Genomic DNA, 4036 nt, shown 5'->3' with positions numbered 1-4036 from the left:
TATGTACGCTCTGGAGATTTTATGAACTGAAGGTATTTGACATTCATTCCTCTGCCGATTGCCCTTAAAGTCACCCCTAATGAGGCAGTCGTCTTGCCCTTCCCGTTTCCGGTATAAATAAGCATTAATCCTCTGCGTGCCACTCACTCACCTACCCTCATAACCAAACTGTTTTTTCTATGTATGAAGTCCTTTTAGTAGCAGGAACCGGTTGATCTCCTTTTGGGTATCCGACAAAAATGGTGCCGATCACTTTTTTGTTATCCGGTGAGCCGATAAATTCGTGCAGGCGTTCATCCCTGACAAGACCCACTCCTCTAGTCCGCCAAACGAATCCAAGACCTAGCTCTTTTGCGGCAAGCCACATCGAATGGACAGCGCAACAAGACGCGAATACATTGTCTTCGGATGAATCTGGATCATCCGGCAAAATATCAGAAGTCACGACAATGATGAGCGGTGTAGTCTTAACAACTTCAAGTGAACTTTCAATCAATTTTGATTTGGTAGGGAAGCGCTCATGCAGATACCTTTCTGCCAAACTTTCATAACGGTGCTTCGCTTCTCCCTTGATTACATAAAAACTCCAAGGTTCACGCAATCGGTCGTTAGGGGCATACGTAGCCGCTTCCAATAACTGCCTGATTTTTTGATCTTCCACTTCTTTTTCTTCGTAATTCCTTATCGCCCGGCGTTCCTTCAATTCTTGAATGATGGACATTCCAATTCATTCCCTTCCATAATGGACTCTGATTCAATCACTCTTTCAAACCATTGGATTTTTTCTCTTAATTGGACGACATCCCCTACTAGAAAGATTGACGGATTTTGAATTTCTTCTTTTACAGCCTTCGAAGAAATCGAACTTAAAGTACCGGTGATTGTCCTTTGTTTATCTGTCGTGCCCCATTCAATGACGGCCACTGGCGTTTTACCATCCCTGCCATGCTCCATCAATTTTTCACAGATGAACGGCATATTACCAATTCCCATATAAAAGGCAATGGTATCGATGCCTTGGGCCAACGCCTGCCAATTCAGGTTATCCTGCCCCTTGTAATCACGGCCATGGCCTGTCACAATGGCATAACTTGAGGCATGTTCACGGTGGGTTACCGGGATGCCCGCATAAGCCGGTGCTGCGATTCCTGCTGTGATTCCTGGGACGATATCATATTCAATCCCGTTAGCAGCCAGTATCTCCGCTTCCTCACCGCCACGCCCGAAGACAAATGGATCTCCACCCTTCAGACGGGTGACGTTTTTCCCCTGTAAGGCTTTCTCCACTAAAAGTTCATGTATTTCATTTTGAATGAGATGATGTTTCCCTGGTGATTTCCCGCAATACACCAGTTCTGCATCTTCTTTTGCATAGTTTAATAGTTCTGGATTGACAAGCCTGTCATATGCAATGACATCCGCCTTTTGGATACATTCCAGTCCATATACCGTAATCAATTTCGGATCTCCGGGACCCGCACCGACCAGATGAACTTTTCCCGGTTTCATGCTCGCGCCTCCTCTTAAGCTTCAAAAAATACCTTTTACTAGTTGATAGTTTCATGGGCAGATCTGTTTTTTTGTTTTAAGCAAGCATCAATCCAGTTCTTTGCAAGTGTTGGATTGGAAGCAAAATGAAAGTGGGTATACCCAGCAACAAGGTTGTCCAATACACACCCCTCTTGTTTCGAACCGAATCTGCCTTTGGCTTGATAGGCATGTGTAAGATTAGCATCCGCTTCAAATGTCGAGTAGTGGAATTCATGACCTTTTGCCTGCTCCATTTCGTTGATCAAAAAATTGCCTGGAGTTCCTGTAATTTCACGATATCCTAGTGCTGCCAGTTTTTTCTGCATTTTAATCCTGCCCGGTATCATTCCTGCCATCTGATGCGTTTCTCCGGAAGTCGTTTCAATCGATTTGCTCAAAAACATGAAACCGCCACATTCCGCAAGAGTCGGCATCCCCTTTTCTATGGTGCTTCTGATGGATTTGATAGCATCCACGTTACCGGAAAGTTCAGCTGCAAATTCCTCAGGAAAACCCCCTCCAAGGTATAAACCATCAGCATCCAATGGTACTTCATCCCCGTTTAATGGAGAAAAATACTTGATGTTCGCCCCATATGCTTCAAGTAATTCAAGGTTTTCCTGATAATAAAAATTGAAAGCTGCATCTTTTGCGACGGCAATGCACACGTCACTTTCATTTTGATGTTGAAATATATTTGAGTTCCCACTGGAAACGGGATCTGTCTTTGACAATCGGTATAACTGATCGATATCGATTGTTTCCATGACCAATTGTGCAAGCTTATCGAAAAACGGATTTAGTTCCCCGCGTTCAATCGCAGGAATTAAACCTAAATGACGGCTTGGAATATCAATATCCAATTCCCGCTTCATATATCCCAGCACCGGTACATCGCATTCTTGCTCAATGGCTGATTTGACGATTTTGTAATGGCCTACACTTCCCACTTGATTGGCAATGACCCCAATGATGTTAGGACCGGACGAAAAGTCCTGAAATCCTTTTACGATGGCAGCTGCACTCCGAGCCATGCTGGCACAATTGACTACCAACAGGACAGGGCTTTGCGTGATGATGCTGATTTCAGCCGTCGATCCTGTATTGGCTAACGGACTTTTGCCATCGAAGAAGCCCATGACCCCTTCGATGATTGATATATCAGCTCCGGTACCTGCTTTGTTAAGAATTTCCCGGACAGTGTCATGTTCGAACATCCAACTGTCAAGATTGCGTGAAACCCTTCCTGTAACTGCAGTATGATAAGTAGGATCAATATAGTCAGGACCACATTTGAACCCTTGAACGGTATAGCCTTTCTTCTGGAGGGCTGCCATGATTCCGATGGTCAATGTCGTTTTTCCGACCCCGCTTCCGGTACCCGCAATTACCAGTCTTCTATCGTTCATATTTGTTTCTTCCTCCTTAAAAAGGAATGATCCCAACTGATATGGTTACGTTTCCCGATTTTTTCTTAACAAGCTCCAATTGTTCAGCTTTGGTATAAATCCTCACAGCCGGTTCACTCACACCATATGCACCCGTGTATTTAAACACTGTATCCGATGGCGCCTCGATTTTGGCTTGATTAAGCTCTTCGGGTTCATAATGCACGAATTCCCAGCCGTATTTTTCAACTACTTCAATCAAGCCGAGTTCGTCTTTCTTCAAGGAAATTGTACAGATAGCCTTAACGCTTTTTAATGAAAATGATAATTCGGCTAGTGTTTCTGCAATCACATGCTCAATTTCAGCAGCTTCCGTTCCCCTATTGCATCCGATACCGAGAGCGATGACCTTTGGACGATATACGATTCCATTTTCCAGGATCCTCTTTTCCGACTGCTTGAGCATGCGGTGAGTCACGACCAGAGCAGCTTGCGGCTTTGCTTGAAGCGCTTCTTCAATGGATGGGTATACGATAATTCGTTCAGGTAAAGCCGTATCATAATGCCACCAGTTCCGTTCCCCTGATTCCTGTACAACAGCAACATGCTCTTCATTTACAACGGACGCACTTACTGGCGTCAATTTTTCTGCTGAATCCCAAATCCAGCCGAAGCGCTGGCCGAATAAGTCGACAGGAATCGTTTTTTGTACATCAGAAGCCGTCGTGATTATGGCTCTTGCGTCAAGCGCTGCAGCCACTTCCTTTGTCAGTTCATTTGCCCCTCCCAGATGCCCTGAAAGTACACTGATAACATTTTCCCCTTTATCATCAATGACTACGACACCTGGATCCGTTTTCTTATCCTTCAAAATTGGTGCAATCATCCTGACTACTGCCCCGAGAGAAATAATTAGTATGATTCCTTTATATTCCTTGAACAAAGCTGGCAATAGCATACGGACACTGCCCGAAAAAAGCTGGATCTGTTTATGCTCTTCGTCCCCTTTTTCAAACTTGCTCATGTAATATAGATCCGAATTCGAAAAAACGGTATGTAATTTTCGTGCCAGCTCGACGCCATGCTTTGTAATCGCTACGATCGCATAAGTATGGGAC

The 4036-nt window shown here is 44.4% G+C and carries 5 protein-coding genes; all 5 read right to left on the bottom strand.

Annotation, left to right across the window (positions count from 1 at the left end):
- Nucleotides 1–125 (bottom strand): cob(I)yrinic acid a,c-diamide adenosyltransferase (locus AC1DVB_RS25675; RefSeq protein ID WP_477591594.1); only part of this gene is annotated, 125 nt, incomplete at its 3' end.
- A 32-nt stretch (nt 126–157) separates the two neighbouring features.
- A complete protein-coding gene (locus tag AC1DVB_RS25670) occupies nt 158–721 on the bottom strand; it encodes a nitroreductase family protein (protein ID WP_477591590.1) in 564 nt (187 codons plus the stop codon).
- Complete coding sequence (gene cobA / locus AC1DVB_RS25665; RefSeq protein ID WP_063593325.1) at nt 700–1509, bottom strand: uroporphyrinogen-III C-methyltransferase; 810 nt, start codon at nt 1507–1509, stop codon at nt 700–702. Before cobA ends, AC1DVB_RS25670 begins: the two co-directional genes overlap by 22 nt.
- A 38-nt stretch (nt 1510–1547) precedes the next feature.
- Entirely contained in the window at nt 1548–2939 is a 1392-nt protein-coding gene (locus AC1DVB_RS25660; RefSeq protein WP_477591588.1) for a cobyrinate a,c-diamide synthase, read from the bottom strand.
- A gap of 16 nt (nt 2940–2955) precedes the next feature.
- The gene (locus AC1DVB_RS25655) at nt 2956–4020 is read right to left on the bottom strand and encodes a cobalt-precorrin 5A hydrolase (protein WP_477591592.1); all 1065 of its coding nucleotides are present in this window, start codon (nt 4018–4020) and stop codon (nt 2956–2958) included.
- Nucleotides 4021–4036 lie beyond the last annotated feature (16 nt).

Source organism: Peribacillus sp. P4_D6 (assembly GCF_056401795.1).
Note: the sequence above shows the minus strand (reverse complement) of the source record. Positions and strands in the feature narration are given on the sequence as shown.

What these genes read in the sequence shown, in the direction of transcription:
- cobA (WP_063593325.1), bottom strand. Translation starts at nt 1,509, where the DNA reads ATGAAACCGGGAAAAGTTCATCTGGTCGGTGCGGGTCCCGGAGATCCG.
- AC1DVB_RS25660 (WP_477591588.1), bottom strand. Translation starts at nt 2,939, where the DNA reads ATGAACGATAGAAGACTGGTAATTGCGGGTACCGGAAGCGGGGTCGGA.
- AC1DVB_RS25670 (WP_477591590.1), bottom strand. Translation starts at nt 721, where the DNA reads ATGTCCATCATTCAAGAATTGAAGGAACGCCGGGCGATAAGGAATTAC.